This is a genomic window from Actinoplanes sp. CA-252034 (assembly GCF_050956125.1).
GTDB lineage: Bacteria > Actinomycetota > Actinomycetes > Mycobacteriales > Micromonosporaceae > Actinoplanes.
This window is the reverse complement of record NZ_CP191846.1, coordinates 5470739-5497691: the sequence shown is the minus strand read 5'-3', so window position 1 is coordinate 5497691 and position 26953 is coordinate 5470739. Positions and strand designations below refer to the sequence as shown.

Below are 26953 nucleotides of genomic sequence, written 5' to 3'. Positions count from 1 at the left end.
CCCACGATCGGGGTTTCGTGTGCGTTGGTGGTCGTGGGGGCGTGGCTGGGGTCGCACGATCGGTGTTCGTGTGCGCCTGTCCTCGTCCTCGTGCTCGTCCTCGGCGAAGGGAGGGAACGTCCTGGTGACGTAGTCCTCCGGGGCAAGGGCAGCGGACGTCTCGGCTCGGGGCAAGGGGCCGGAGACGTTTTGGTGGCCGGTCCCTCGGGCCGAGGGCAGCGGACGTCTCGGTGACCAGTCCGTGAACCGCGGCGTGAACGGGCTTCCGGCGACGTCATGACCTGGCTGAGCTATAGCCAGCCGACGCCGGCGCACACCCTGATTCCGAAAGCTCTCTAGCGCCGGCCGACCAGCTCGCCGACCTCGGTCCGCGACGACACCCCCAGCTTGCGCAGGATGTTCGACACGTGCACCGCGGCCGTCTTCGGTGAGATGTAGAGCCGCTGCGCCAGCTCCGTGTTGGTCAGCCCGTCGCTGATCAGGACCGCCACCTCCCGCTCGCGGGGTGTGAGCGCCGACGGCCCGCTCACGGCGGGCGGCGCGTCGGCCGGTGCCATGCCCAGCTGGGCGCGCACCCGGTCGAACTGCTCGACCCGCCAGCCCCGCCAGCCCGCCAGCAGCGACCCGGCTGCCTCGATCTGCTCCTGCGCCTCGGCCCGCCGGTCGGCCGCGAGCAGGCACCGGGCGGCGCTCACCCGCACCGTCCCGCGGACCGCCGGCGCCAGCGGGTTGGCGTCGGTGACCGACAGATAACCGGCCAGCGCCTGGGCGTGCAACCCGTGGGCCTCGGTGACCTGGGCTTCCACGAGCATCCGGTGCGCGTCCCAGACCTCCGAGTCCAGAAGGATCGCCGCCATCCGGTCCAGCTCGTCGGCCGGCAGCCCCAGTTCCAGCGCCGCCGAGACCAGGTCGTGCGCCTGCTCCCCGCTGCGCCACACCTGCCCCTCCAACGCGGTGACCAGCTCGGCGAGCGCCGCCTCGGCCCGCGGCCGATCGTGTCGGCGGCACGCCAGATGGAACGCCAGCCCCGGAATGACGGTCGGTGGATTGTTCGGCAGGGCCGCCAGGTCGGCGATCAGCTCCTCGACCTGGTCGAGGTCGCCGGCCTCCAGCGACAGCCCGGCCAGGAACACCCCGTGGAAGTCGGCCCACCGCCCCCGGCGGCGCAGACTCCGGTCCTGCGCCCGGCCCTCCTGCAGCGCCGCGATCGCCGCATCCAGGTCACCGGCGCGCAACGCCAGCCGCGCCCGGCCCTGGAAGTAGGCAGCCACCGACAACGACTCGAACCCGGCCCGCTCGGCGTTGATCCGCATCCGCTCCAGGATCTCGGCATGCTCCGCCGACGACGTCGGCGGCTCACCCTGCACCAGCACGTTCAGCGCTCGCGCCGCGATCACCCACTCGCCGGCCTGCTCCGCCTCATGAACCAGCGCTGACAGGATCTTGCTGCCGTCGGCGGCGGTCTGCGGCCAGTCCGACATCGCCGAGCCCTTCTCCAGCAGCGCCGTCAGCCGCACACCCGGCAGGTCGAACTCCTCGGCAAGCGCCAGCGCGCGGTCCGCCCACAGCAGTGCCGTCTCGGTCTCGTCGTACAGATACGCCGACTGGGCGATCGCCGTCATCGCCCGCGCCTGCCCGGCCCCCGGCGGCAGCTGCGCGATCAGGTTCTCGATGTCGGCGGTCAGCGCCCGCACCTCGGCCGCCTCTCGCGACTCCCACGCCAGCCGGACCAGCAGATACAGCGCCTCGGCCTGATCCGATGGATGGTGCGCGTGCTCCCGCCAGCGCCGGGCGTGCCGCAGCGCGTCGTCGAGCAGACCGGCCAGCCACGCGGCCCGGGCGGCAGCCCCCAGCAGCTCGGGATCCTCCGGGACCTCGTCCAGGCCCATCTCGGCCAGCTGCAGCGCCTGATACGCCGACCCGATCGACAGGTACAGCGCCGCGCCGTGCCGGGCCGCCGCGATCATGTCCTCATACCGGCCGGCGCCGCGCGCGTGGTGCGCCACCATCGCCGGATCCGAGCCGCCGCCCCGCAGCAAGACGTCCAGCGCCGCCTCGTGCAGCCGCCGCCGCTGCCGGCCCAGCATCTGCACGGCGATCGCCTCTCGCACCAGCGCGTGCCGGAACGCGAACTCGTCCTCACCGGACTCGACCAGCACACCCCGGGTCACCAGGTCGCGCAGCACGGCGATCAGCTCGTCCTCGCCGGTGCCGGTCACGTCGGCGAGCAGGTCGAACAGGATCCGGTGGCCGAGCACCGTGGCCGCCTCGACGATCCGGTGACTGACCGGGTCGAGATCGTCCACCTGGCGGCGCAGCACGTCCGCGAGACTCCACGGCAGCGGCTGATCGACCAGCGCCTCCAGGTCATACCCCGGCATGGCTCGGAGAAGCTCTTCCAGGAAGAACGGATTGCCGCCGGTCCGCTGGTGCAGGGCCGCCGCGGCACGCACCGGGGCCGGGCTGCCGCTGGCGGCCGCGAGCAACGCGGCCGTCTGCGCCGGAGACAACCGATCCAAGCGCACGTGTGTGACGGCGTGCCGGCGTTCGAGCTGGGCGAGCAGCCCCGCCACCGGCTGCCGCCGGGTCACCTCGTCCGGCCGGTACGTCCCGATCAGCAGCCGCGGCCCCGGCTGGTCGGCGATCCGCTCGAACAGGGCGGCGCTCTCCGAGTCGGCCCAGTGCAGGTCCTCGAAGACGATGACCGCCGGCGAGTCGCCGATCAGGCCCGACAGGATCGCCAGCCCCGTGTGCAGCCGCTCGACCGGGCTGCGCTCGGCATCGGACAGAGCAGCCAGCTGCCGACCGTCGACCTCGGGGCGGCCGTCGATGGCGTCGAGCAGCACCTCATACGGTCGGGCGAGCGACCCCGGCTCGGCGTGCCCGACGAGCACGATCCGGCCCGCCGCCACGATCTCCAGCAGCTCCTGGACCAGCCGGGTCTTGCCGATGCCAGGCTCACCGGCGATGACCGCCACCGCCGGCTCCCGGGACTTGGCGAGCTGGGCCAGCCGGCGCAGCTCGCCACCCCGCCCGATCATCACCGGGCTGGCACCACCGCGGTTGGTTCGCACGACGCCAGGGTACCGGCGGGGCGGCCGCGGGCTTTACGCCCACGGCGGGCCAGCCGGGCGCCGGCCAGTAGCCGTTCCCGGTCGGCCTCGGCGATCATCTCGCGGTTGCGGTCGTGGGCCAGGTGCAGCATGACTTCCGGGTGAGTGAACATCACCATCTCCTCGTCGTCCGTCGATGCGTTAATCGTCGTCCGTAAGGAGGGCCGCCACATGGGGCGCCGTTACCTATCTTCACAGCTCAGGGCGGTTTAGGAGGGGTGCTCGGGACGCCTAGGCATACCTAGGCCGTGTCGCCAAAGGGTCATAGCCACTGCAGCAGTGCGGCGATGGTGACGGTGGCCTGGAAAGAGGTGCTGGTCTTGTCATAGCGGGTGGCCACCGATCGGCATTGCTTGAGCCTGTTGAAGCAACGTTCCACGACGTTGCGGTGCCGGTAGATCAGCTTGTTGAAGGTCGGTGGGCGGCCGCCGCGAGGCCCGCGGTTGCGGCGGTGTTTCTGCTGGTCCGAGCGTTCCGGGATGGTGTGAGCGATGCCGCGGCGGCGCAGGTAGCGGCGGATCGCGCGGCTGCTGTAACCCTTGTCGGCGATGACGTGATCGGGGCGTGTGCGTGGCCTGCCCGGCCCGATCCGGTCGACGCGGATGGCGTTCATGACCTGCTCGAAGCGGGTGCAGTCGTTGACGTTGCCGCCGGAGAGCACGAAGGCCAGGACCCGGCCGGCGCCGTCGCACGCCAGGTGGATCTTGGTGGTCAGCCCGCCACGGGATCGTCCGAGGGCGTGATCCGGTTTGCCCGTTTCCGGCTGCCCCTTTTTGCGCCCGCCGCGTGCTGATGGGCGCGCACGATGGTGGAGTCGACCGAGACCAGCCAGTCGATGTCGGCGTTCGCGTCCGCTGCGGCCTGGGCGGCGGCGAGCATCTTGGCGAGCGTGCCGTTCAACGCCCACCTGCGGAAACGGGTGTAGATCGATTTCCAGGAGCCGTATCGGGCGGGCACGTCGCGCCAGGGTGCGCCGGAGCGGATCTTCCACACGATGCCGTTGAGTACCCGGCGGTCGTCCTCGCGCGGACGGCCGCCGGTGATCACCGATGGCAGGTGTGGTGACAGCGATTCCCACTCGGCGTCGGTCAGCTCATAGCGGCGGATCACGCCGTACATCATCCATGGTCATGATCCTTTGAAGACACGGCCTAGGGCGTACCTATCTGGACGCCCGGCGGCGACCGTGCCCGGACGAGGTCATCCGCTCCGGCGTCGCGGCCCGATGCCGCGTCCGGTCGCCCGGATCCGGATCGACGCCCTCGATCGTCGCGGTCCGATGCTGCGTCCGGTCGCGCGGATCCGGATCGACGCCCTCGATCGCCGCGCCCGCCACGAACCGTCAGGACACACTGGTCACCATCGTTCGCGACGGTGTGTCAGCGGTTCACAGCCGAGTGTCGTATCGTCGGGCCGTGCCTGATTCCGCAGTGACCCGTGACAACGCGTCCCGACGTGCCTCCGCGGGCGCGCCCCGCCCCGGCGCGAGCCGGCCGCCGCTCAAGACGAAGGCGGAGAAACGGGCGGAGGCCAAGGCCGCGAAGGCCCGCGCCCGTGTGATGCAGAGACGCCGTCAGACGCTGACGATCGTCGGCGCCGCCGTGGCCGTCCTGGCTCTCGTGGTCGGCCTCTTCCTGTGGATCAACAGCTCGTCCTCGGAGCCGACCGGCACGGGCGCGGCCCCCAGCGCGGCCGCCACCACGACCGCCGGGACCGACATGGCGAGCCGGGCGTTCCCGCCGTTGCCCGCCGGCGCCGACCCGGCCCTGGGCACCAAGCCCGCCACCTCGGCCGGCACCGGCAAGGTCACCGAGCTCAAGGCGACCAACCTCATCGAGGGCACCGGCGCCGCGGTCCAGTCCGGCCAGACGATCGAGGTCAACTACGTCGGCGTCACCTATGCCGACGGCAAGGAGTTCGACAACTCCTGGAAGCGCGAGGAGGCGTTCAGCTTCCAGGTCGGCGCCGGAAACGTCATCAAGGGCTGGGACCAGGGCCTGATCGGCGCGAAGGTCGGCAGCCGGGTCCAGCTCGACATCCCGTCCGACCTGGCCTACGGCGAGAACCCGGGCGGTGGCCGCCCTGCCGGCGCCCTCCGCTTCATCGTCGACGTCCTGTCGGCCGCCTGAGTCGGCCGCCGTGTCGGCCGCGTGAGTCGGCCGCCGTGTCGGCCGCGTGAGTCGGCCGCCGTGTCGGCCGCGTGAGTCGGCCGCCGTGTCGGCCGCGTGAGTCGGCCGCCGTGTCGGCCGCGTGAGTCGGCCGCCGTGTCGGCCGCGTGAGTCGGCCGCCGTGTCGGCCGCGTGAGTCGCCGCCCCCACCGGTGGACGCCGCGACCTAGGCTGCCCGCGTGAGAGCTGATGGGGCTGCCGCGACGTTGGTGCGGCTGTTGGACCGGTCGGTGGAGCGGATCGGTGGGATGGCCGTCGACGGGCGGTCGTTCGACCGGGACGAGGTGGCGCGGATCGCCGGGGCCTGGGACGAGCGGGCCTACGGCTTCTTCGCCGTGGTCGGGATGCGGCCCCGGCTTCTGCGGGAGCCGCGGGCCCGGGGTGTGCTGCGGGCGATGGCCGCGTCCCGCCGCACCGATCGGGACTGGATGGTCCGGACCGCCGGGGCCGGGATCGAGCCGCTGATCGGCCGTCGGCGGCGGGAGCCGCCCTACCACCGGGACTTCCTCGGGCGCGTCCGGCCCGCCGTGCTGCCGGTGGACGGCGACGCGCTCGCCGCCGACTACGACCTGCCGAAGGCCTCGGTGGACTGGCTGACGGTCGAGCGGACCGGCGGTGACCTGCGCGCCAACCTCGCCCTGGGCGTGCCCCGGCGCTACGACCACGAAGCGGCGCAGCTCCATCTCACCGTCGACGGGCTGCGTGACGTGTGGTTCGACAGCGCCGACGCCACCGGCGCGGACGTGCGCCGGCACGGTGCGGGCCTGGAGATCAGGATCGGCGCGGAGGGGCTGCTGCGCGGGCGTGCGGCGGTGGTGCTGCCGCTGGACGCGCAGTGGCACCTGTCGCGGGCCGGGCGGGCCGTCGACCGGATCACGGTCCGCAAGCGGCGGCCGGCGCCCGACGACGATCCCCGGCAGTGGCCGTCGGGGCGGCTGTGGGATGCGGCCTCCGCGTTCCGGGAGGCGATGCGGCGTATCCACCGGGTCCGGCGGGCCGAGGAGGTGGGCCGGATCCCGATCGCGGAGCTGTGCGAGGTGCTGGAAGGCGCGGGTTCGCGGGCTCTCGCCGCCTCCGACGGCCCGGCTGACGACGCGGACCGGGCGTTCCGGATCCTGACGCAACGCTGGAGCAGTGTCGGCCCGGACGGTCCCGAGGCGGGCGAGAACCTGCCGGAGGGGGCGGAGCTCACCCTCATGATGTATGTGGCGGAGACCCGCGCGGTGACCGTGAACTACGTCGATCCGGCCGACGGCCGGCCGCAGGCGGCGAAGATGACCTGGCCGGACCGGATCCTGATGGGTAAGGACGGCGACGAGCTGACTCTCACCGAGGGGGACCCCTCCCACTTCTAAGCTATAGCGGACGGGGGATCTTGCCGCAAGACCCGGGGGTGCGCGCAGAATCGGGTCGTTTCCGCCCGCAAGGTGAGAGGACGGTCAGCGGTGAACCGCTACGTCGTGAATCTGGACGAGATCGGCCCGGACGGGGTCGCGATCGCCGGAGGTAAAGGCGCACATCTGGGGCAGCTCCTGCGCATCGACGGCCTTCGGGTACCCCCGGGATTCGTGGTGACGACCGCGGCATTCGAGCGGATCGCGACCGCATTCGACAAGACGCTGGACCGGCTCGACCGGGACGATCCGGAGACGGTTCGGGAGATCAGCGTGAAACTGCGGGAGACCGTCGAGTCCACCCCGATTCCGGACGATCTGGTGGCGGCGATCACCGACGCCGTCGAGCCGGGCGGGGCCTATGCCGTGCGCTCCAGCGCGACCGCGGAGGACTCGGCGGCGGCCTCCTTCGCCGGCCAGCACGACACCTATCTCAACGTGGGTGCGGACGCGGTCCTCGCCCACGTGCGGCGGTGTTGGGCCTCACTGTTCACGGAACGGGCCGTGGCATACCGGCTGCGCAACGGCGTCGACCACCGGGCCGTGCACATGGCCGTCGTGGTGCAGAGGATGGTCTTCCCGCGCGCTTCGGGAATCGCCTTCACCGCCGATCCGGTCACCGGCAACCGGCGGGTCACCTCGATCGACGCCGGTTTCGGTCTCGGTGAGGCGCTGGTCTCCGGCCTGGTCGACGCCGACGTCTACAAGGTCCGCGACGGCGAGATCGTCGAGCGGTCGATCGCCGCGAAACGGCTGCGGATCGGACCCGCGCCGGCAGGCGGCACCGAACGGCAGGAGATCGCCCCCGGGCAGCAGGACCTTCCGGTCCTCCACGACGCCGAGATCGTACGGCTGAACGGGCTCGCCAGACAGATCGAGGCCCATTTCGGGAGCCCGCAGGACATCGAATGGTGCCTGGACGACGACGGTTTCGCGATCGTGCAGAGCCGTCCGATCACCACGCTGTTCCCCGTTCCGCAAGCGCCCGACGACACGCCGCGCGTGTACGTGTCGGTCGGCCACCAGCAGATGATGACCGAGGCGATGAAGCCGCTGGGCCTGTCGGTGTGGAAGCTGACCTCGCCGGGGCGGATGCACGACGCCGGCGGCCGCCTGTTCGTGGAGGTCACCTCACGGGTCGGGCCGGGCCTGCTGGCGGCGATGACCCAGTCCGACCCGCTCATGGGCGACGCCCTGCGCAGCGTCGTCGACAGCGGTTTCATCCCGCTCGCGCCGGACGGCGGCCGCCCGCCGATGCCCGTCCCGACCGCGCCCGAGCCGATCGAGATCGACGCCGCCGTCGTCACCGAGCTGGTCGAGCACCGGCGGTCGCTGCTGGCCGAGCTCGACCGGGACATCGCCGCGAAGACCGGCGCGGAGCTGCTGGACTTCGTGCTCGCCGACGTCCAGGAGATCCGGCAGATGCTGTTCGAGCCCCGCAACATGCCGGCGATCATGGCCGGGATGGAGGCCACCTGGTGGCTCAACGAGCACCTCGAGGAATGGCTGGGGGAGAAGAACGCGGCCGACGTGCTCACCCGCTCGGCGCCCGGCAACGTCACCTCGGAGATGGGGATGGCGCTGCTGGACGTGGCGGACGTGCTCCGGCCGTACCCCCACGTCGTTGATCTTCTCGAGCAGGACGGTGACCTGGACCGCCTGCCGGAGGTGACCGGCGGCCGTGAGGCGCGGGAGGCTGTCCAGGGGTTCCTCGACGTGTACGGGGCGCGCTGCGTCGGCGAGATCGACATCACCCGCCCGCGATGGAGCGAGCAGCCGTCCGCGATCGTGCCGATGCTGCTCGGCAACATCCGCAACGCCCGGCCGGGTGAAGCCGCGCGCCGCTTCGAGCAGGGCCGCCGGGAAGCCGCAGCGAAGGAGACCGAGCTGCTGGCGCGGCTGCGTGAGCTGCCGGACGGCGAGGCGAAGGCGACCGAGACGAAACAGCGCATCGACCGGCTCCGGACCTTCATCGGCTACCGCGAGTACCCGAAGTACTACCTGGTCAACCGCTACTTCACGTACAAGCGGGCGCTGCTGGCGGAAGCCGGGCGCCAGACCGCGGCCGGCGTGATCGACGATCCGGAGGACGTCTTCTTCCTCACGCTGCCGGAGTTCCGCGACGTCGTGCACACCGCGCGGGCCGACCGGGAGCTGATCCGCCGGCGGCGGGAGGAGTTCGCCCACCACCGGACGCTGAGGGCGCCTCGGGTGCTGACGTCCGAGGGGGAGGCGGTGCACGGCGCGTACCGCCGCGGTGACCTGCCGCCCGGCGCGCTGGCCGGTCTGCCGGTCTCGGCCGGGACCGTGGAGGGCCGCGCCCGGGTCGTGCTCGATGTCGCCGCCGCCGACCTGGAGCCGGGCGACATCCTGGTCACCGCCTACACCGACCCGAGCTGGACGCCCGCGTTCGTGACGATCGCCGGCCTGGTCACCGAGGTCGGCGGCCAGATGACGCACGGCGCGGTGATCGCCCGCGAGTACGGCCTGCCCGCGGTCGTCGGCGTCGAGAACGCCACCACCGTGATCGAGGACGGTCAGCGCATCCGGGTCCACGGGACGGACGGATTCGTCGAGATCATTTGACGGCCTCTGCCATAGTGTCCGGATGCCTGATGCGAAGCCACGCCGGTGGCGACGTCGACTGTGGATCTCCCTGGTGGTGTTGCTGCTGGTGGCGGCGGGCCTGTGGGCCGGCAACTCCTCGGCGCTGTGGGGCTCCGGGGAGGGCCGGCCGTCGCTGCTCGCGCACCGGGGGATCGCCCAGACGTTCCCGCTCGACGGGGTGCAGGCCGACACGTGCACGGCCGGCCGGATCCATCCGCCGGACCACGCCTACGTGGAGAACACGATCGTGTCCATGCGGGCGGCCTTCGACGCGGGCGCCGACATGGTGGAGTTCGACGTGCAACTGACCGCGGACGGGCAGCTGGCGGTCTTCCACGACTCGGTCCTGGAGTGCCGTACCGACGGGACCGGCCGGGTCGCCGACCACACCCTCGCCGAGCTGCGCCGCCTCGACCTCGGGTACGGCTACACCGCCGACGGCGGCGCGACCCATCCGTTGCGCGGCAAGGCGGTCGGGCTGCTGCCCACGGCGCAGGAGGTGGTCGCCGCGTTCCCCGACCGCGAGCTGCTCATCGACCTGAAGAACGACGACCCGGCCGACGGCGCGGCCCTGGCCGGCTACCTGGCCACCCTGCCGGAAGCCCGGCTGAAGACGATCAGCGTGTACGGCGGTGACAACTCCGTCGAGTCGGTCCGCTCCCGGCTGCCGCAGGTGCGCGCCACCTCGAAGGCCATCATGAAGGACTGCCTGATCGACTACCTGGCGACCGGCTGGACCAGCCACGTCCCGGACAGCTGCCACGACACCGAGCTGCACCTGCCACAGCGTTACGGGCGCTACCTGTGGGGCTGGCCGAACCTGTTCGCCGACCGCATGAGCGAGGCCGGCACGCGGGTGATCCTGGTGGCCGGCGACGGCGAGTGGTCCGAGGGCTTCGACCAGCCGGAGGACCTGGACTCCGTCCCCACCGGCTGGTCCGGCTGGCTGTGGACCAACCGCACCGACGTGATAGCGCCACGGACGGGCCGCACACCGCAGTGACGGCGTTCCCGGCGGCCCGGCGCGGTCGGAGACGACCGCGCCGGACCGCCGGGGGCGTGACTCAGCAGTAGAGGTTGCCGCCGGGGGTGACGCCCAGGATGGCGGTGAAGCGGTTGTACGCGTCGACCCGGCTCTGGACCTGCGCCGGGTTGCCGCCGTTGCACTCCAGGGAGCCGTTGATGCTGCGGATCGTCTCGCCGAAGCCACGGCCGTTGACGATCGCGTCGTGCGGGGTCATCGTGCCCGGCCCGCGCTGGGTCATCCAGTACCAGACGGCGGTCTGGTAGGCGACCGACGACTCGTTCTTGACCCGGTCCGGGTTGTTGAGCAGGTCGATGCCGAGCGCGTCGCCGGCCGCCTTGTAGTTGAAGTTCCAGCTCAGCTGGATCGGCCCGCGACCGTGGTAGGCGCTCTGACCGGCCGGGCACCCGTAGGACTGGCTACGGTCGCAGTAGAGCGGCCAGTTCGCCTGGTTGATCTCCTCGACGTAGACCAGACCGCCGGACTCGTGGTTGATGTTGGCGAGGAAGGCGGCCGCCTCCTGCTTCTTCACCGTGTCGCTGCCGGTGGTGGTGAACGCCGGGTATTTCTTGACGGCGTCGATCAGGCCGGCGTACGAGTAGAACGCGATCCGGTTCGGGAACATCTGGTTGAACTGCGCCTCGGAGACCGGGAAGCCGCTGGTGTTCCCGCCGCCACCGCCGCCGCCCGTGCCGGTGCAGGTGTACGGCGACCAGTACCAGGTGCTGATCACCGGGTCGTAGCCCGGGTTGTCGTGGGTGGCCTGGTAGTACTGCCCGTTGGTGTACCGCACGATCGCGCCGGTGGCGTAGAACTGCCCGGCCACCCAGTTCGGGTGGGTGCACGTGGTGCCGCCGCCTCCGCCGCCGGTCCCGCCGCCGCAGGCGCCGTTGTCGGCCCACACGCCGGAGCCGCCGGTGCTGGGCGTCTCGCCCTGGGTCCACCACTTGGCGGTCCAGTTGCGCCCGCTGTGGGAGGCCCGCTGCCCGCCGGTGTAGACGGCCGAGTTGTTGTAGGCCGCGACGCACGCCTCGGCGGCGTTCGACGCCGACATGGGCAGGATCGCCGCGGCGAAGCCGGCCGCCGCGACGCCGATCGTGGCGAGGATCGATAACATCCGTTTTCTGGGCATGGTTCACCTTCCGTGCGCCGGGGGACGCATGGTGCGAGAGGGATGAGAGGTATATCGACTCAACTAGATGCCGATACCCGCCGTCAAGGTATCTGTTAAGAAAGTTCAAGAATTATGACGGGCTACCATCCGCGGATGACCGCCGCACCGCTGCCCGAGTGGGAGCGCCTTCGTGTCCTGCGGGCCGAGCACGAGTTCGCCTCGGTCCAGAAGGAGACGCGAGTGGCGTACACCCTCTGGGTCCTGACCGGTCTGATCGGCGGCCACCGCTTCTACCTCGGCGACACCGGGCGCTCGATCGCCATGCTGTTCACCCTCGGCGGCCTCGGCGTGTGGACGCTGCTCGATCTCTTCCTGGTCGGGCGGCGGGTGCGTGCCGTCAACCGCGACCGGCGGGCGGCGATCATGGCGCGGTACGGGATCCTCGACAGTGGGTGTTAGGTTGTGCCGGTGAGATGGTGGGACGCGCTCTGGCGCCTGGTCGGCATGCTGGCCGAGGCCGCGGGCACGTCCGAGCCGGCCCTCGGCACGACCGCCCTGGTCGGTGTCGTCCTGATCGCCGTGCTCACCCGCGTGCTGCTGATCCGCCCCGCGCCCGCCCCCGACGGCCGGGCCGCCGGGGGAGCGCTGCGCAGCCGCTCCGAGCGGGCCGGTGTGCCCCGCCATCGTGATCCGGACGCCTCCGGGCGCACCCGCCCTCGAGGACCGACGGCGGCCCCCGCGGCCGCCTGACCTCGCTGCTGCCCGCGTCGGGTGGCCGCTGCCGACCGTTCATCCGTCGCCAGCGCCCCTGGGGGTTCCACCGTGTCCGTCATCTATTCCCTGATCTCTGCCCTGCTCCTGTTCTGGCACTCCGCCTGGGACACCCTGCTCGGCGACCCGCACAGCCTGAGCACCGACTGGGCCTGGGTCCTCGGCATCGTCTTCCTCGTGCTCACCGTCCGTGTCGCGCTGTTCCCGCTGTTCCTGCGGCAGGTCCGGTCCCAGCAGGCCCTCGCGCGGTTGCAGCCGCGGATGCGGGAGCTGCAGGCCGAGCACAAGGGTGACCTGCCCACGTTGCAGCGGGAGCTGACCGAGTTGTACCAGCGGGAGAAGGTCAGCCCGTTCGGCGCCTTCCTGCCGATGCTGATCCAGTTCCCGATCTTCATCGGCCTGCTGCACGTGCTGCGCCACCTCAACCCGGCCACCACCGACGTCGCCACCCGCACCCTCTACGGCTGGACGGAGGCCCAGTTCCTGGACGCGTCCGGCGCCCACCTGTTCGGCGCCCCGATCGCCGCGACCTTCCAGGCCGGCGGCACGGTCCAGCTCGTCGCCGGCGTGCTGATCCTCGCCATGATCAGCACGACGTTCCTGACCACCCGGATGTCGATCCTCAAGACCGGCTGGTCGGACAACCCTCAGCAGCGCACGATCCAGCGGGTCGTGCTCTACGGCATTCCGCTGTCGCTGCTCGCCTCCGGCCTGATCTTCCCGGTCGGCGTCGTCCTCTACTGGACCACGCAGAACCTGTTCGCCCTCGGCCAGCAGATCTGGCTGAACCGCAGATATCCGGCGACGCCCGTGCTCACGACAGTCTGATCGGGTTCACCACGTCGGCGGTGATGGTCAGCAGCATGACCGCGCCGCCGACGAGAACCAGCGCCATCGTGATCGGGTAGAGCCGGGTGAAGTCGATCGGCCCGGCTGCCGGCAGGCCCCGCAGGCGGCGCAGCACGTCACGGATCCGCTCGAACCAGACGACCATGATGTGCCCGCCGTCCAACGGCAGCAGCGGCAGCAGGTTGAAGACCGCCATGAACAGGTTCAGGCTCGCCAGCAGCAGCAGGAAGACCTCCCACAGGCCGCGCTCGGCGGCCTCGCCACCGAGCCGGCTCGCCCCCACCATGCTGATCGGGGTGTCCGGGCTGCGCTCGGCCCCGCCGATGGCGGACACCACCGCGGGCAGGCGCTGCGGAAAGGCGATCAACTGCGTGAGGGTACGGCCGAACAGGTCACCCGTGTACGCCAGCGTGGCCCCGACCGCGTCCACCGGCCCATGGGTCAGATAGGCGGGCGGCGCCGACGCGGTCGCCCCGATCATCCCCACCTGAGCACCGTCGCGGGTGACCCGGGCCACGTCCACGGTGAGCGTCAGCGTCGCCCCGCCGCGCTGCACGGTCACCGGCGTCGGCCCGCTCGCGGTCTGCACGGCGGTGAGCACGTCGGACCAGAGTGGCGTGGGCGTCGCGCCGACCGCGAGGATCCGGTCGCCGGGCAGCATCCCCGCGTCGGCGGCCGGGCAGGCGGTCGCGGGGCAGGTGGTGGCCGCGACGACCGGCTCGGCGACCGGGTGGAGGTTGGGCAGGCCGGTGCTGACCGCCATGCCGTAGAGGATCGCCATCGCCAGCACCACGTGCGTGACCGCGCCGGAGGCCATCACCACGGTCCGCTTCCATGCCGGGTAGCGCCACATCGCCCGCGGCCGCTCGTCGGGGGTGAGCTCGTCGAGCGTGGTCATGCCCGCGATCTCGCAGAATCCACCGACCGGCAGGGCCTTCAGACCGTACTCGGTGCCGCCGCGCCGGAACGAGAAGACGGTCGGGCCACGACCCACGAAGTATCGCCGGACCCGCATCCCGAAGGCCCGCGCCGACAGTAGATGACCCGCCTCGTGCAGCGCGAGAGAGACGCACAACCCGGCGACGAACAGCGTGACCCCGATGACGTATGCCAGCACGCGGCGATCGTACGCCGGAACGGCCGCGTAGTATCGCCCCGCCGGAACGAGGGGATGATCATCGGGGCCTCGGGCCGGCTCGAGAGGAGCGGAGACTGTTATGCCGGCAATCGCGATTCTCCGCGACATCTTCCTCGCCTACCGCGAGCGCGACGGCGAGGAGCACGACGGTTTCCTCTTCGAGGACCCCTACGGGCCGTTGTCCCGGCTCGACGTCTTCGTCTACCGGACGCCGGACCTGACGACGTTCGCCACCATCGGCATGGCGGCGCAGCCGTTGCCGTCCGCGCCGGGCCCGGGCGGGGGAGGGCGGGCCGAGCTGCGGCTGGCCCGGCGCGGCCGGTTGCCGCGTTCCGAGGAGCATGCCATCGCGGTACGGCTGGCGAACCTCGCCGTACACCCGTTCCTCACCGGTGACCAGCTGAGCTGGGGTCACATGATCGGCCTGGGGGAGGAGTTCCCGGCGTTCCCGGGCCGCCGCTCGGTGTTCCTGTCCGGACCGCTCAGTCCCGAGGCGCTCGACTACGTCCGCACCGGCGACGGTCCGGTCCGCATTCTCAACGTCGTCCCGATCACCGACGCCGAGCGCGAGCGCGGGCGCCTGATGTCACCGCTGGCCTTCGCCGAGGCCCTGCTCACCCAGCGTGATCTCTGGTCCTAGCCACAGGTGGCGGGTGACCGGGAGCCCGTCCGGTCACCGGGCCGACCCGATGCCCGCCAGGATCAGGTCGATGCCGGCCAGGAACTGCTCGCGGTCGTCGTGGTCGCCGAGCTGGGCGGCCACCCCGCGCAGGAACGGGAACTCGGCCGGATCGAGGCCGGCCCACACGGTCGCCTCGGCGCCCAGCAGCTCGGCCCGGCTCCGGCCCGGCACCCGCGCCCGTGCGTTCGCCGCGTTCTGCCCGGCGACGCCGAGGATGAAGCTGAACAGCGCGGACGCCGCGAAGAACTGATGGCGGTGCGGCATGCCGAGTGCCTGCACCTGCTGCCCGATCCGCTCGATGATCCGCAGCGCCGCCGAGCGTGAGGCGAGCCCGGCGAGCTGCCCGCCGATCCACGGGTGATGGTCGATCGCGTCGAACATGCCTAGCGCGATCGCCCGGATCGCGTCCTGTGGGGCGGTGTCGGATTCGTCACCGCGCAGCACGTCGGCGAGGGTCGCCTGGGTGGCCGCGGCGAGCAGCTCCTCCTTGTTGGCCACGTGCCAGTAGATCGCGCCCGCCCCGGTCTTGAGCCTGGTGCTGAGCGCGCGGAAGGTCAGCGCGCTCTCACCGCCGTCATCGAGCATCGCGACCGCCGCCTCGACGATGCGATCCCGCGAGAGGCCGTCCTGCCCGGTCCTGGTTGCCATGCGCCCATCTTGACATGGCTGGAACATCGTTCCAAGCTGACTCCTGGAACAGCGTTCCAACGATATCGACCGAAAGGCTCTCAATGAGTGCGATAACCCTCGGCAAGCCGGCCGGCGCGGGCTCACTCCGCGCGGTCTGGCCGGCCATCCTCGGCCTGTCCGTCGTCTTCCTCGTCGAGATGCTCGACAACTCGATCCTCAACGTCGCCCTGCCCACCATCGCCCGCGAGCTGCACGCCTCCGCCACCGACCTGCAATGGATCACGTCCGGCTACTCACTGCTGTTCGGCGGCCTGATGATGGCCTTCGGCGCGATCGCCGACCGGTTCGGCACCCGCCGGATGATGCTGATCGGGCTGATCCTGTTCGCCCTGGCCAACCTGACGGTCCTGTTCGTGCACACCCCGGGCCAGCTGATCGCCGTCCGCGCCGCCATCGGCGTCACCGCCGCCATGACGGCCCCCGGCACCATGGCCCTCTGCTTCCGCCTCTTCGACGCGGAGAACCTGCTGATGCGGGCCACCTCCCTGATCACCACGGTCGGCCTCGTCGGCCTGGCCGTCGGCCCCACCGTCGGCGGCCTCGTCCTGCAGGTCCTGCCCTGGCAGACGCTGCTCGTGATAAACGTGCCGATCGCCGTGCTCGCCCTCCTGTGCATCCGCACCGGCATCCCCGCCGACGACCCCGCCCAGCGCAACACGTCACCGCTCGACCTGCCCGGCGCCCTGCTCGGCACCGCCACGATCGTCCTCGCCCTGTGGACCGCCACCCTCGCCGTCGAGCAGGGCTGGAGCCACGCCACCCCATGGCTCGCCGCGCTCGGCGCCGTCGTCACCGCGATCGTCTTCGTCGTGCACGAGCGCCGCACCGCCCACCCGCTGTTCGACTTCGCCCTGATCAAGCGGCCCGCCGTCTCGGCCAGCCTCGCCTACGAGTCGGCCGTCGGCCTCGGCATGGCCGCCATCGCCTTCAGCGTCTCCCTCCAGTTGCAGCTCGTCTGGGGCTGGACCCCCGCGCAGGCCGCCCTCGGCAACCTCCCGCAGATCGTCGTGATGCTCGCCATCGGCCCGTTCGTCGAGAAGATCGTCACGAGACTCGGCACCCAGCGCGCCGCCCGCATCGGCGCCGCCGCCGTCGTCACCGGCCTCCTCGTCTACGCCCTGCTCGGCCGCTACGACTACGCGTGGATCGCGGTGGCGCTCGCCCTGACCGCGGGCGGCATGCGGGTCGTCGCCACCATCGCCGGCGTCACCGTGATGCGCGGCCTCCCCGAGGACCAGACCTCCACCGGCGCGGCCCTCAGCGACACCAGCCAGGAGGTCGCGAGCAGCATCGGCATGGCCGTCACCGGCACCATCGTGGCCGCCGCCCTCACCGGATCCCTTTCGGACATCACCACGGGTACGGCCTCCGCCGTCGCCTTCCAGGACGCCGTCACCACCGCCACCCTGGCCCTGACCGCCGTCTGCGCCGCCCTGGTCATCTGGGCCGCCCGCCGTGCCCGCGCCTGACCACCCACCCCGATCGGCGGCCCTCGCCCACCACGGTCATGCACCGTGACGACCCCGTATGCCCGGCCGCCATTCGGACGGCTGGGCGCGGAAGGACCCGCTGGAGACGGCGGCCGCCCCCGGTGCCGGAACCGGGCGCGACCACCGCCCCTACCGCCCCGGCGGCGACTTTGGCATGTCTACCGCCCCGGCGGGTGAGCTGAGCACACACCCGGACGCCGCGAGGGCCGCTACTCCTCGGCGGCCGTGTCCGCGCCGGACGTCGAGTCCACCAGATACACCTGCTCGCCGGCTCGGGGATCACGGGCCTGCAGGACGTGGAACATCGGCGAGAACGGGCCACCCAGGTCCACGACCGTCGCGCCCGCGCCGAGCACCCCACGTACCAGATGCGACGGCGCGGTCAGATCGATCCGGGTGACCACGCCCGGGGTCACCCACACCGGGATCCCGCTCAGGAACCCCGACACCTGGGAGTGGTAGTGACCGCACAGCACCGCCAGCACATCACTGCCGGCCAGCACCTCGGCGAGCCGTCCGGCGTCACGCAGGTTGACGTTCGCCATCGACGGCGACGTGCCGATCGCGATCGGCGGATGATGCAGCGCCACCACCGAACCGGCCGCCGCCGGCCGCGACAGCAGCCCATCCAGCCAGGTCAGCTGCTCGTCGCTGACGATCCCGTGCACCGAGCCGGGCACCAGACTGTCCAGCGTGATGATCCGCAGTCCGCCGACCTCGCTGACCGCCGCCCGGTCCGGTCCGCCCTCCCCGAGATCCACACCGTCCGGCCCGAGATGCGCGCTCCCGAACACCTTCGCGAACGGCTCCCGGGCATCGTGATTGCCGGTGGTGTAGACGTGCGGGACACCACGCTCCCGGGCGAACGCCCCCACCCGCTGCAGCACGGCCGCACAGCCCTCGGCCGACCCGTCGTCGGCGATGTCCCCGGTGACCAGGACGACGTCGATGTCCGGCACGAACCGCGCGTCGTACAGGATCCGGTCCAGCGCCCCGGCCGCGTCGACCCCGTCCTCGTCGTAGCCGGACCCGGTCAGATGCGGGTCGGACAGGTGCAGAACTCGATGGGTGGACACGGGCAGCTCCTCATCCGGTGATGGATGAGCACCCAGGCGGTCGATGCCCCGACGTCACTCCCCGGTGGTGACCCACCCGCGCCAGTCGTGTCGGGCCAGGCTATGGCGACCACGGCCGCCGGGGCAAGCCGTCATCCCCGGACCACCGTCCAAGGATCGCCGACGATGCGGGCGGTGTCGGCCCGCCGCTCTGCCTTGTTCACGCGCCGAGACGGTACAGGGTGAGGGCGGCCAGTGAGGGGGCGTCGACGATCGCTCCGGACCGGATCATGGTGGTGATCTCGTCGTCGGTGACCGCGCGGTGGATCATGTCCTGCTCCGTCGCCTCACGATCGGGTTCGCCCTCGGTGAGGCCGCCGGCCAGGTAGACGTCGAAGCCCTGCGTGCAGTAGCCGTACGCCTCGTAGAGATGACCGAGATGGATCATCGAGGAGGCGCGCAACCCGGTCTCCTCGGCGAGCTCCTGCCGGGCCAGATCGGTCTGATCACCGGACGCGCCGGCGCCCCAACCGCCCTGCGGGAACTCCCAGGCTCGCCGCCCGACCGGGTACCGGAACTGCTCCACCATCCAGAACCCGTCCCGCCAGCGGGGCAGGACCAGCGCGAAGTCGGGTTTCTCCACCACACCGTAGATGCCGGGAGTGCCGTCCGGGCGGCGGATCTCGTCCTCCCGTACCGTCATCCACGGGTTTTGATAGACGACGCGGCTGCTCACCTGCTCCATGGAAGGCTCCGATGCTGTTGACGGTCTCCGGGTCGAGCTGTTCCGGCAAGACGACCACGGTCCGTGCGTGCGGCCCGGTCGACGGCCTGGTGTGGCACGACTTCGACGAGATCGGCGTGCCGTCCGGCGCGGACGTCGTCTGGCGGCAGCGCAGCCTGGAGACGTGGATCCGGCGGGCGTTGCGCTACCAGGCCGACGGTCTGGACATGCTGCTCACCGGCCAATCGCCGCTCGGCGAGGTGGTGGCCGCTCCGTCGGCGGCGCAGCTGAACGGCATCGCGGCGTGCCTGGTCGACGTCGACGACGAGGTGCGACGGCAGCGCCTCACTCAGCGTGACCCGGGTAAGTGGGACGCCGGCGCTGTCGACGCGTTCATCGGCTGGGCGCGGTGGCAGCGGGCGCACGCCGCCGACCGGTGGCACCTCCCGGAGGCGATCACCGCCGGCGGCTGGGAGCGGATGCGCTGGGACCGCTGGACCGACCTGCCGGGCTGGGCGGTAACGGTGATCGACACGACCGGCCGGCCGGTCGAGGAGTCCGCAGCCGAGCTGCGCCGGTGGATCGACGATCAACGCCGGTCCGCGAACCAGGACATCGCCTGACCGTGCCCGCGCGCCCATGCCAGGGGCACGCCGTCGAGGGCGACCACGTTGTGCAGGCTGCCGTCCGGTGCGGGCGGCAGCTCACCGAGCGGGACCAGCCCGGGCGCCTCGACCGAGATCCGGTGCCCCGGCAGTGTCCTGACCAGTTCCTCGAACGTCTGCCGCTTCGGCTCCGGCACCTGGTAGAGCACGGACGTGTGGAAGACGACGAGCGTCGCCCCGGCCGGCGCCTGCTCGACCAGGGCCGGCAGATCGTCGACGAGGTCACCACGGATCAGCTGCGGAGGATCGGCGGCGGCGATCGCGGCGGCCGCCCTCAATCGCTCCCGGCGATGCTCGTGCTCCGGCCAGATCAGCGCGTCCAGCCAGGCGACATCGGCAGGATCGGTCACCTGCAGCGGATTGAGATCCAGGCCGGCGCGCCACACCACCTCCGGCAGCCGTGTCGGCGCCTCGGTCCCGGTCAGCTCGCACTCCAGGAGCGGACCTGCGTCCCCGAGCCGCCGGTCGCCGTAGCGGTAGGCGTACCGATCGGGATAGAGGCCCAGCCCGGCCGACGCGCCGACCTCCAATAGGGCGAGGGGTTGGGGAAGCTTCTCGAGTACGGGCAGGAGCACCGCGCATCGACCGGGCTCGTTCGTCTGGGTCGCGCGTCCGCGCAGTTCAGGCGCGATGTCCGCCCAGCGCTCGACCGTGAAGTCGTGGAACGCGTTCGGGTCGTCGACCGGTCCGCCGAGCAGCCGCACGACCCCGAACAGCAGATTCGGCTGCCGTTTGGCCTCCGGAACCTCCGCGAGCAGCCGGTGGATCGTCTCGTCCGCGGCCACCGCCCGGGACAGCCGCTCATAGGTCGGAGAGACGCCGTGGGCCTCCCGGTCGGCGAACTCGACATAGGTCGCAGCGGTGCTCATTCCTGCCATCCTGGCACAGCCGACGTGAGAGGGTCGTCCCGTGGGAGCCGAGCCGGTCGGCCGTCGTCATGTCCGAGAACGACCGGACGCCTCATTCATCAGCGCGGCGGATCAATCGGGCCGCGAGATGGCCGTTCGCCGGGCGCGCGGGCTTCGCCGTCGGGGACACCGGATGATCACTATCGGACGGCCGATGTGTGGGCCGCGTCCTCCCGCGCGACCAGCGGGCCGTTCAGGGCGTGGACCATCACGGTCGCGACGGTGGTGACCAAGGCCAGCGCCAGCCACGGCACGGCCGGGCCGCGGGCGTACAGGGTGGTGAAGAACGCCGGCGCGAGGATGCTCGCGAAGGCGAAACAGTACTGGTAGACCGCCAGGTAACGGTCCCGCTGCGCGGGTGGCGCGGCCGATGCGGACAGGGCGTTCGACAGCGGCGCATGGATCAGGTCGGCGGCGGCGAAGAAGATCAACCCCACCAGGAGGTACGGGACGAGCGCCGGCCCCGGCACCCGGACCGCCGCCGCGTAGAGCAGTGCCCACATCACCCAGAGCAATCCGGCCAGCGCCAGGCCCCGCGGGCGCGACAGCGGCCGGACCAGGCGTACCGCCAGTGTCTGCCCGGAGGCGAGCAGCACCGTGTTCACTGCCAGCACCGGCCCGACCAGCCAGTCCGGGGCGGGCAGTGCCTCGATGAGGTAGACCGGCAGCGCGACACCGATGAACACACTGCACAGCGCGAAGATCGTGTTCACCGCGATCAGCAGCAGGTACGGCCGGTCGCGCAGCAGCGTGCGGTAGTCGTCGGCCGGGCGCTCGGCCGGGGCGGTCCGCGGCTCACGCGGCGCCGCGAGCAGCAGAACCGCCGACACCAGGAACGTCGCCGCGTTGGCCCAGACCACCGGCTGATACCAGCCGTACGCCACGACCAGGCCCCCGACCAGGGTTCCGGCGCCCATCGACGCCATCTGGATCATGCCGGTGAGCGCGTAGCGGCGGTCGGTGCGCCGGCGGTCCTCCCCGGGTTCGGCCAGGCCCGCGACCACGGAGAAGAACGACGACCAGAACAGCCGCTGGCCGATCGCGGCGAGCATGGCCACGAGCAGCACCCCGGTGGCGGTGTGCGCCCAGCCGTACGCCGCGAACGCCACCCCTTGCACGACCTGCGCCAGCATCACCCGCGACAGCGGCCGGAACCGGTGCGCCACGTGCCCGACCAGCAGCGGAACCGGCAGCGACGCCACCGTGGCGGCGCTCAGCAGCAGACCCACGGTGCCCAGCGACAGCCCCGCGACCTCGGTGAAGTACAGCAGTGACATGGGCAGGAAGAGCCCGCTGCCGAACATGTCGACGGCGAGAGCGCAGGCGAGTGGGATCAGTCGTCGGCTTTCGGGCATCCGGATTGTCTAACAGACTCCGCCCATCGATTCCGCTGAATTATGCCGCCGCCGGTAGGCATGATGGTCAACATGAGGACCCAGGTGTGACGTTCGACTGCGCCGGCCCGCGCGCCCAGGCCGCCTTCTGGGCACAGGTCTTCGGCGTGGCCGTCGATGACCACGCCCCTGGTTGATGACCTGATCGGCAGCGGCCGGATGGATCCCGCGGACCGGATCCTTCTCGACGGCCGCTCCGCCTTCCGCGCCCGGGGCCGCCTGCAGTGACCCGGCCGGCCTCGAGCCCCGCCTGTTCTTCCAGCGGGTCCCCGAGGGCAACGAGTTCCGCCTGTGACCGACCCAGCGCGCGGGGCCGGTCGCGGAGATCTGGTGTCCTCCGGGCGGCTGTTCAGCCGCTGATCTTGTGCGTAGCCTCCAGCGTCATGACGGACACCACCGCCCCGCGAACCCGCTGGACCGTGCTCGTGCTCACGGCGGCTCTGGTGGCCGTCGCGGTCGGAGTCACGCTGACCCGTAGCCACCCGGACAGCCCCGGCCGGCGAGCCGTCGCATCACTGCCACCGGCCGCGTCCGATGTCGCAACGCTGCCACCGGCCGAGCCCGGCGTCGCCTATGTGGGAAGCCGCTGGCGCTTGAAGGCGGTGACCGACAGGCGAGGGTTCACCGAGATGCGCGATTCGACCGACGCGTGGATCGACTTCGCACCCGACGGCGCCTTCGCTGCCAGCGACGACATCAATGTGTTCAGCGGCCGTTTCGTCACCTCCGGCGCGGGTTTCGACGTCGAGCCGGGCTCGGCACCCTCGCCGGCTACTCCGGCGACGACCGTGTCGCACTGGCCGCCATCACCGGCATCGGCGCGTTGGCCGACCCCACCGACGGCCGAACCGCACACGCCACCGTCCTCGCAGCCGATCACGACAGCCTGATCGTCGAGGCGGGTGGCTTCCGCCTCGCCTTCTCCCGAACCGTCTCGTAGGCGACCGGCGGGGCCGCCGAAGCGACACCGCGGGGGTGTCGCTCTCGCCGCCCTCCGGCCCTGGAGGGCTTTCGGAGTCATCGGTGTGCACGAGCGTCGCTGGTCAGATGGGTGAGGGACGGCTCAGGAGTACCCGCCCCGGGAAGGTCGTCAGGACCTTAACCTTTGTCGCAATGATCTTTCTGCCGCCCTCCGAGCCCTCGCCCGAGGAACCGCCGAGGTCGTCTGCCGTGGGCGGGGCGATGATTCTGTTCACGCTTCTACTGTGCTCGTGGGGACCTTGGCGCGGACTCCTGACGCTCGGCACCAACTGCCCCACCGAATATGAGCCGGGGATATGCGACCCCGACCAGTTCCGGTTCGTAGCCTGGACGCCTTTCGTCGCCACCTCCATCGGGACCGTCGTCGCGCTCGCCGGGTGCCTTCTCAGGCCGCGACGCGAGCACGCGTCCTGGCTGGCCGTCGGTTTCATCCTGGCAATTCTCGGACTCGCTCTAGGCATCCTGATGGCGTTCTCGCTCGCCGGATAGCGCCGCGGCATTCGGGTCAGTCGAGGGGGCGTACCAGTGGGCGCCGGTGACCAGGATGCGCTTGGCCTGGTCACGGTTCCAGACGACCTGCATGCCGTGGTCCTGCAGGACCGGGAAGACCACCGTGTCCATCAGGTCCTCCAGGTCGGACTGGTACGCGGCCCGCTTCTCGTCGTCGGAGAGGGCCTCGTACGCGTTCTCGTCGAAGTCCTCCGGCGGGTACACGCCGTAACCCAGGTACACCGAACCGCTCGGGTCGGCGATCAGGGAGTCGGTGTCCTGCTGGTGGTACCAGACATAGCCGCGCCAGTGGCGGGAGTCGTCGCGCTCGTCGTGGATCTCCGCCGAGGCGCAGGTGCCGCAGCAGCTGAAGTTCTCCGGGCCAGGACACCGCGCGCGTTGAGCTCGTCGAAGGCCTGCGTCAGGTTGCTGCGAATCTCACCCCACGACCGTTGCTGATCGCGGCGGGAGGCGAGCGCCCTCTCGTACGCCCCGGTCAGCTCCTCGTCGGTGAGGCCGTGCCGCTCCTCGTCGTCCTCGAGGTACTCGACGAACTCGGCCGGGTCGTCCTCGCCGCGCACGACCCAGGTCCAGATCTCCTCCTCGATCTCGGTGCGGGCCGCCCCGGTGATCCGGGCGGGCAGGAACGTCACACCGTCGGGGCGGTCGTTGTAGACCCAAGCGCTCATATCGGTGATGATGACACGGCGTGATCACGGCCCGGTCGAGGGCACCGGGCCGCCCGAATGCGATCAGCGCTCGACGGGCGTACCGCCGAGGAAGTCGGACCACCGCTCGCCGCCGGACCGGTGCGCCGGGGTCAGGTGCTCGCCCTGCCGGAAGGCGCGGAAGGCGGCGCCCGGGAGCCGGACCGGGACGATCCGCCGCCGACTGCCGATCCGGTCCAGATAGCCGCGGAACAGGTCGGGGGCGAACAGCACCTCCGGGCCGCCGAGGTCGTCGGCGCGGCCCGGAACCTGCTGGTCGACGAGCTCGCCGAGGCGGGCCGCCACGTCCCGGGTGGCGATCGGCTGGACCTGCACGTCCGGCGCGAAGACCAGCGGGAGCCGGCCGGCCAGACGTGCCCCGGCCAGCACGAAGTCGTGGAACTGGGTGGCCCGCAGGGTGGTGCCGCCGTAGGCCTCGATCAGTCGCTCGGCTTCGAGCTTGATCCGGTAGTACGGGTAGGGAATCCGGTCGACGCCGACGATCGAGACGAAGACGATGTGCGGATGCCCGGCCCGGGCGGCGGCGTCCAGCAGGTTGCGGGTGGCGGCGATGTCGGTCCTGCCCTGCCGGCGGGTGTCGCTGGCGCAGTGCACGACCGTGTCGACGCCGGTGAGGGCGGCGTCCAGGCCCGCCCCGGTGACCAGATCGCCCTGATGGGCCGCGCCGGGGCGGCGGCTCAGGCCGCGCACGTCGTGGCCGAGCGCGGCGAGGTGTGCGGCCACCGGGCGGCCGAGGGTGCCGGTGGAACCGGTGACGAGGATGCGCTTCATACCACCAGGACGAGCCGGCGGATCAGAATGTGACAGACGGGCGTCCGTCGAACGGCGGCGCGCCGGGCCGGGCGATCACACCCGCCGCACGACGGTGCCGGCCGCGGCGAGGGCATCGGTCTGCTCCTCGGGGGCGTCGCCGGTGGTGACCACGACGCTGAGCGCGGAGACCGGCGCCACGTGGGCCAGGGCGGTGCGGGTCAGTTTGGCCGGGTCGGCCAGCGCGACGACCCGGTGCGCGGAGGCGATGATCGCACGCTTGACCGCGGCGTCGTCCAGGTCGTACGCGGTGAGCCCGTCCGCGGTGAGGCCGCAGCAACCCAGGACCGCCGTGTCGAAACGCAGCGCGCCCAGTGACGCCAGAGCCAGCGGCCCGGTCAGTGCCAGCTCACCGGGCCGGGGCTCGCCACCGGGCAGCAACAGCCGCAGCCGGGGTGCTCCGACCAGCGCGTTCGCGGCGTGCAGCGACATCGGCATCACGGTGAGCCGGCGGTCGGTGAGCAGCCGGGCCACCTCCAGGCAGGTGGTGCCACTGTCCAGGGCGACGGCCTCACCATCGGCGATCATGTCGGCCACGGCCGCGGCGATCCGGCGTTTCGCCTCCTGGCCGTCGTGCGCGCGTACCGTGAAGGGTGGCTCTTCGCCGCGCAGTGTGAGACTGCGGGCGCCGCCGCGGTAACGCTCGATCACGCCCTGGTCGGCGAGCTGCTCCAGGTCGCGGCGCACGGTCATCTCGGAGGTGCCGGTCAGCTCGGCCAGCCGCGGGACACCGATCTGGCCGGCCTGCTGCACCGCATCGAGGATCCGACGATGGCGGTCAGTGATCGTCATGCCCGCCATTGAACATCAAGACCGACCTCGTATCAACATTCCGAACGCGCAACACGTTTGTTATGTTCGGAAACATGTTCACAACCGTACGGCCGGAAACGGTCTGGGCAGCCACCACGGCCACCTACGCCGCCTTCATCGGCTCCGGCTTCGCGTTCGCCAGTTGGGCCTCCCGCATCCCGCAGGTCCGCGACCAGCTCGGCCTCGACCCGGCCGGGCTCGGCCTGGTGCTGCTCGCGATCGCCGCCGGCTCGCTGCTCGCGCTCCCGCTCTCCGGCCCGGTCGTCACCCGGATCGGCTCCTCCCGCACGGTCATGGCGATGGCGCTGCTGCTCGGCGTGGGCCTGATCACCGCCGCCCTCGGTTCCCTGGCCGGCGTCGTCCCCGTCGTCATCGGGCTGTTCCTGCTCGGCTTCGCCAACGGCGCCTGGGACGTCGGCATGAACGTGCAGGGCACCGTCGTGGAGCGCCGTCTCGGCCGGTCGATCATGTCGCGTTTCCACGCCGGGTTCAGCCTCGGCACCGTCGCCGGCGCCCTTCTCGGCGCCGCCATGGTCGCCCTGCACGTGCCGGTCGCGGCGCACCTGACCGGTGTCGCCGTCCTCGTCGTGGCCGCCGTGCTCTGGCAGGCCCGCCACTTCGTCGCCGACCACGACGGCGCCGGGCCGGGTGCCGACGACACGGCACCACGAGCCGGCGCGCTCACCGCCTGGAAGGAGCCGCGCACCCTGCTGATCGGCGTGTTCGTTCTGGCCTTCGCGTTCACCGAGGGCGTCGGCAACGACTGGATCAGCATCGCCGCCATCGACGGCCACCACGTGTCGCCCGCCCTCGGCACCCTGGCGTTCGCCGGGTTCCTCACCGCGATGACCGTCGGCCGGTGGTACGGCCCCGCACTGCTGGACCGCTACGGGCGTACCACCGTGGTCCGTGTCCTCGCCCTGATCGGCACCGCCGGAGTCGCCCTGTTCGTCTTCGCCCCAGGCCTGGCCCTCGCCTACGCCGGCGCCCTGCTCTGGGGCCTCGGCGCGTCCCTGGGCTTCCCGGTCGGCATGAGCGCCGGAGGCGACGACCCGGCCCGCGCCGCCGCCCGGGTCAGCGTGATCGCCTCGATCGGGTACTGCGCGTTCCTGGCCGGGCCGGCGGTCATCGGCTTCCTCGGCGACCGGATCACCGTGCTGCGCGCCCTGATCGTGGTCGCCGCCCTCCTCGGACTGGCCACCATGATCGCCGGAGCGGTCCGTCCCCTCGACGCCGACCAGGGCGAATAAGCTCGGGCGGATCTTTTCCGAAATTAGTTCGGCCTCGCTGCATCCGCGGCGGGGCCTTCCGGCCGTCTAGTGCTCGGACAGACAGGAGCCCCGGCT

Annotated in this window: 23 protein-coding genes, 2 pseudogenes and 1 riboswitch; of the genes and pseudogenes, 12 read left to right on the top strand and 13 right to left on the bottom strand. The window is 71.6% G+C overall.

Going from position 1 to position 26953, the window contains the following annotated elements; genetic code table 11:
* Positions 1 to 335: 335 nt before the first annotated feature.
* The 3 genes and pseudogenes from ACQPZW_RS25275 to ACQPZW_RS25265 all read right to left on the bottom strand — a co-directional run bounded on the left by ACQPZW_RS25275 (position 336) and on the right by ACQPZW_RS25265 (position 4232).
* Positions 336 to 3074: an ATP-binding protein gene (locus tag ACQPZW_RS25275; RefSeq protein WP_433788503.1), complete on the bottom strand. Its 2739-nt coding sequence runs from the start codon at positions 3072 to 3074 to the stop codon at positions 336 to 338.
* Positions 3041 to 3226, bottom strand: coding sequence for a hypothetical protein (locus ACQPZW_RS25270; protein ID WP_433788502.1), 186 nt, complete (start codon positions 3224 to 3226; stop codon positions 3041 to 3043). Before ACQPZW_RS25270 ends, ACQPZW_RS25275 begins: the two co-directional genes overlap by 34 nt.
* Positions 3227 to 3375: 149 nt before the next feature.
* Positions 3376 to 4232 (bottom strand): annotated as a pseudogene (locus ACQPZW_RS25265) (IS5 family transposase).
* A gap of 296 nt (positions 4233 to 4528) precedes the next feature.
* Between ACQPZW_RS25265 and ACQPZW_RS25260 the strand changes: the two are divergent.
* The 4 genes from ACQPZW_RS25260 (at position 4529) to ACQPZW_RS25245 (ending at position 10285) form a co-directional block, all read left to right on the top strand.
* Entirely contained in the window at positions 4529 to 5242 is a 714-nt protein-coding gene (locus ACQPZW_RS25260) for an FKBP-type peptidyl-prolyl cis-trans isomerase (RefSeq protein ID WP_433788501.1), read from the top strand.
* A gap of 218 nt (positions 5243 to 5460) precedes the next feature.
* Positions 5461 to 6636 carry a hypothetical protein gene (locus ACQPZW_RS25255; RefSeq protein ID WP_433788500.1) on the top strand — a complete coding sequence of 392 codons (1176 nt, stop codon included), beginning with the start codon at positions 5461 to 5463 and terminating at the stop codon, positions 6634 to 6636.
* A gap of 90 nt (positions 6637 to 6726) precedes the next feature.
* Positions 6727 to 9261: a rifamycin-inactivating phosphotransferase gene (gene rph, locus ACQPZW_RS25250; protein WP_433788499.1), complete on the top strand. Its 2535-nt coding sequence runs from the start codon at positions 6727 to 6729 to the stop codon at positions 9259 to 9261.
* Positions 9262 to 9283: 22 nt separating this feature from the next.
* Entirely contained in the window at positions 9284 to 10285 is a 1002-nt protein-coding gene (locus tag ACQPZW_RS25245; RefSeq protein ID WP_433788498.1) for a glycerophosphodiester phosphodiesterase family protein, read from the top strand.
* A 61-nt stretch (positions 10286 to 10346) separates the two neighbouring features.
* On the opposite strand, the gene ACQPZW_RS25240 is transcribed toward ACQPZW_RS25245, so the two are convergent.
* Complete coding sequence (locus ACQPZW_RS25240; RefSeq protein ID WP_433788497.1) at positions 10347 to 11438, bottom strand: glycoside hydrolase family 19 protein; 1092 nt, start codon at positions 11436 to 11438, stop codon at positions 10347 to 10349.
* Positions 11439 to 11573: 135 nt separating this feature from the next.
* Between ACQPZW_RS25240 and ACQPZW_RS25235 the strand changes: the two genes are divergently transcribed.
* The 3 genes from ACQPZW_RS25235 (at position 11574) to yidC (ending at position 13019) form a co-directional block, all read left to right on the top strand.
* Positions 11574 to 11879: a TM2 domain-containing protein gene (locus ACQPZW_RS25235; protein ID WP_433788496.1), complete on the top strand. Its 306-nt coding sequence runs from the start codon at positions 11574 to 11576 to the stop codon at positions 11877 to 11879.
* A 9-nt stretch (positions 11880 to 11888) separates the two neighbouring features.
* Entirely contained in the window at positions 11889 to 12170 is a 282-nt protein-coding gene (locus ACQPZW_RS25230; protein ID WP_433788495.1) for a DUF6412 domain-containing protein, read from the top strand.
* Positions 12171 to 12242: 72 nt separating this feature from the next.
* Positions 12243 to 13019: a membrane protein insertase YidC gene (yidC, locus tag ACQPZW_RS25225; protein ID WP_433788494.1), complete on the top strand. Its 777-nt coding sequence runs from the start codon at positions 12243 to 12245 to the stop codon at positions 13017 to 13019.
* Here yidC and ACQPZW_RS25220 read toward each other — a convergent pair.
* The gene (locus tag ACQPZW_RS25220) at positions 13006 to 14157 is read right to left on the bottom strand and encodes a M50 family metallopeptidase (RefSeq protein ID WP_433788493.1); all 1152 of its coding nucleotides are present in this window, start codon (positions 14155 to 14157) and stop codon (positions 13006 to 13008) included. The two genes, yidC and ACQPZW_RS25220, sit on opposite strands and share 14 nt — an antisense overlap.
* A gap of 100 nt (positions 14158 to 14257) precedes the next feature.
* Between ACQPZW_RS25220 and ACQPZW_RS25215 the strand changes: the two genes are divergently transcribed.
* A complete protein-coding gene (locus ACQPZW_RS25215; protein WP_433788492.1) occupies positions 14258 to 14818 on the top strand; it encodes a suppressor of fused domain protein in 561 nt (186 codons plus the stop codon).
* Positions 14819 to 14851: 33 nt separating this feature from the next.
* Here the strand turns inward: ACQPZW_RS25215 and ACQPZW_RS25210 are convergent, their stop codons facing one another.
* Positions 14852 to 15508: a TetR/AcrR family transcriptional regulator gene (locus tag ACQPZW_RS25210; protein ID WP_433788491.1), complete on the bottom strand. Its 657-nt coding sequence runs from the start codon at positions 15506 to 15508 to the stop codon at positions 14852 to 14854.
* An 83-nt stretch (positions 15509 to 15591) separates the two neighbouring features.
* Here ACQPZW_RS25210 and ACQPZW_RS25205 point away from each other — a divergent pair, with 83 nt between their 5' ends.
* Entirely contained in the window at positions 15592 to 17019 is a 1428-nt protein-coding gene (locus ACQPZW_RS25205; protein ID WP_433788490.1) for an MFS transporter, read from the top strand.
* 230 nt (positions 17020 to 17249) lie between these two features.
* Here ACQPZW_RS25205 and ACQPZW_RS25200 read toward each other — a convergent pair whose 3' ends face one another.
* Both ACQPZW_RS25200 and ACQPZW_RS25195 read right to left on the bottom strand, forming a co-directional pair.
* Positions 17250 to 18116 (bottom strand): metallophosphoesterase family protein, encoded by an 867-nt coding sequence (locus ACQPZW_RS25200; RefSeq protein ID WP_433788489.1) that lies wholly within the window; start codon positions 18114 to 18116, stop codon positions 17250 to 17252.
* Between the two features lie 23 nt (positions 18117 to 18139).
* Positions 18140 to 18215: riboswitch (ZMP/ZTP riboswitch) on the bottom strand.
* A gap of 100 nt (positions 18216 to 18315) precedes the next feature.
* Positions 18316 to 18840, bottom strand: coding sequence for an NUDIX domain-containing protein (locus tag ACQPZW_RS25195; RefSeq protein ID WP_433788488.1), 525 nt, complete (start codon positions 18838 to 18840; stop codon positions 18316 to 18318).
* Positions 18841 to 18851: 11 nt separating this feature from the next.
* On the opposite strand from ACQPZW_RS25195, the gene ACQPZW_RS25190 reads away from it, so the two are divergent.
* Positions 18852 to 19442, top strand: coding sequence for a hypothetical protein (locus tag ACQPZW_RS25190; protein WP_433788487.1), 591 nt, complete (start codon positions 18852 to 18854; stop codon positions 19440 to 19442).
* Here the strand turns inward: ACQPZW_RS25190 and ACQPZW_RS25185 are convergent.
* Together ACQPZW_RS25185 and ACQPZW_RS25180 are read right to left on the bottom strand one after the other, a co-directional pair.
* On the bottom strand, positions 19409 to 20353 hold the full coding sequence (locus ACQPZW_RS25185; RefSeq protein ID WP_433788486.1) for a DUF2332 domain-containing protein: 945 nt from the start codon (positions 20351 to 20353) through the stop codon (positions 19409 to 19411). The genes ACQPZW_RS25190 and ACQPZW_RS25185 overlap by 34 nt on opposite strands.
* A 179-nt stretch (positions 20354 to 20532) precedes the next feature.
* Entirely contained in the window at positions 20533 to 21747 is a 1215-nt protein-coding gene (locus ACQPZW_RS25180) for an MFS transporter (RefSeq protein WP_433788485.1), read from the bottom strand.
* A 422-nt stretch (positions 21748 to 22169) separates the two neighbouring features.
* On the opposite strand from ACQPZW_RS25180, the gene ACQPZW_RS25175 reads away from it, so the two are divergent.
* Positions 22170 to 22676, top strand: coding sequence for a hypothetical protein (locus ACQPZW_RS25175; protein ID WP_433788484.1), 507 nt, complete (start codon positions 22170 to 22172; stop codon positions 22674 to 22676).
* Between the two features lie 544 nt (positions 22677 to 23220).
* On the opposite strand, the pseudogene ACQPZW_RS25170 reads toward ACQPZW_RS25175, so the two are convergent.
* The 3 genes and pseudogenes from ACQPZW_RS25170 to ACQPZW_RS25160 all read right to left on the bottom strand — a co-directional run bounded on the left by ACQPZW_RS25170 (position 23221) and on the right by ACQPZW_RS25160 (position 25586).
* Positions 23221 to 23945 (bottom strand): annotated as a pseudogene (locus ACQPZW_RS25170) (DUF6891 domain-containing protein).
* Between the two features lie 63 nt (positions 23946 to 24008).
* Positions 24009 to 24755 (bottom strand): SDR family oxidoreductase, encoded by a 747-nt coding sequence (locus tag ACQPZW_RS25165; RefSeq protein ID WP_433788483.1) that lies wholly within the window; start codon positions 24753 to 24755, stop codon positions 24009 to 24011.
* A 75-nt stretch (positions 24756 to 24830) separates the two neighbouring features.
* Positions 24831 to 25586: a DeoR/GlpR family DNA-binding transcription regulator gene (locus ACQPZW_RS25160; RefSeq protein WP_433788482.1), complete on the bottom strand. Its 756-nt coding sequence runs from the start codon at positions 25584 to 25586 to the stop codon at positions 24831 to 24833.
* Positions 25587 to 25660: 74 nt separating this feature from the next.
* Here ACQPZW_RS25160 and ACQPZW_RS25155 point away from each other — a divergent pair, with 74 nt between their 5' ends.
* Complete coding sequence (locus ACQPZW_RS25155; RefSeq protein ID WP_433788481.1) at positions 25661 to 26857, top strand: MFS transporter; 1197 nt, start codon at positions 25661 to 25663, stop codon at positions 26855 to 26857.
* The last annotated feature ends 96 nt before the right edge of the window (positions 26858 to 26953 follow it).